Source organism: Streptomyces sp. NPDC058665 (assembly GCF_042714995.1).
GTDB lineage: Bacteria > Actinomycetota > Actinomycetes > Streptomycetales > Streptomycetaceae > Streptomyces.
The window spans coordinates 1-1,010 of sequence record NZ_JBHXRX010000153.1 but is presented as its reverse complement, the minus strand read 5'-3'; the positions used below and the strand labels follow the sequence as shown (position 1 = coordinate 1,010).

The following is a 1,010-nucleotide window of genomic DNA, read 5'->3' as shown; positions in this document are numbered from 1 at the left end:
ACCCTAGAAAGGACGAACGACCATGTCCGACAACCGAGTTCACGGTCTAGGCGAACCACGCGGCCCGTCCTTCGTCCCCGGGCGCCCGCCGTTCCCGCGGCAGGCCGGGGCCCAACTCCCGTACGCGGACGGGCCCGCGCCGTACGCCACCCCGGCCGGCATCCCGCGAACCCCCGCCCGCCCACGCCCCGTACTCGCCGCCGTCCTCGCCGCGCTCCTCACCGGAACCGCCGCCGGGGCCGTCGCGGGTTACGCGAGCGGGTCGTCCGGAGCCGACGACGCCCCGCCGCCCGCCGCCGAAGCCGCGGGCGGTGCGCCGGCGGGGCTCGAAGGCGTCGCAGCCCGCGTCCTGCCCAGCGTCGTATCGGTCGGCGCGGGCGGCTCGGGCGGGTCCGGCTTCGTACTGGACACGCAGGGCCGCATTCTCACCAACGCCCATGTGGTCGCGGGCAGTTCGGAGGTCTCCGTGGTCCTCGACAACGGCCGCAGACTGTCCGCCGACGTACTCGGCAGGGATCCCGCGCACGACATCGCCGTCCTCCAGACGGAAACGACCGGCGGTCTGCGGCCCGCCCAGGTCGCCACCGGCATTGGACCGGCCGTAGGCGACGCCGTCCTCGCCATCGGCTCCCCGCTCGGGCTTTCGGGCACCGTCACCGCCGGGATCGTCAGCGCGCTCGACCGGGAGGTCAGCCTCGGCAGCGGAGGCGGCGGCCGGACGGCCCTCCAGACCGACGCCTCGATCAACCCCGGCAACTCCGGCGGCCCGCTCGTGGACGACCGGGGCCGGGTGATCGGCATCAACACCGCCATCGCGACGCTCGACCGCGGCGGCGGGGGCGGCTCCATCGGCATCGGCTTCGCGATCCCCGTGGACGAGGCGCTCCGGGCGGCGGAGTCCATCATCGACGGTGACTAGGGTCTGTCGTTTGGATCAGGCCGGGCAGCGCTCAGCGGCACTCCCGGCCGCCGCCGTACGGAGGTTAGGTTCGCATCATGAGAATCCTCGC

At 74.3% G+C, this 1,010-nt stretch carries 1 protein-coding gene; it reads left to right on the top strand.

What is annotated here, in order from left to right:
* The first annotated feature begins 22 nt into the window (after positions 1–22).
* Complete coding sequence (locus tag ACFWV8_RS38380; protein ID WP_384215111.1) at positions 23–919, top strand: S1C family serine protease; 897 nt, start codon at positions 23–25, stop codon at positions 917–919.
* Positions 920–1,010: the final 91 nt, after the last annotated feature.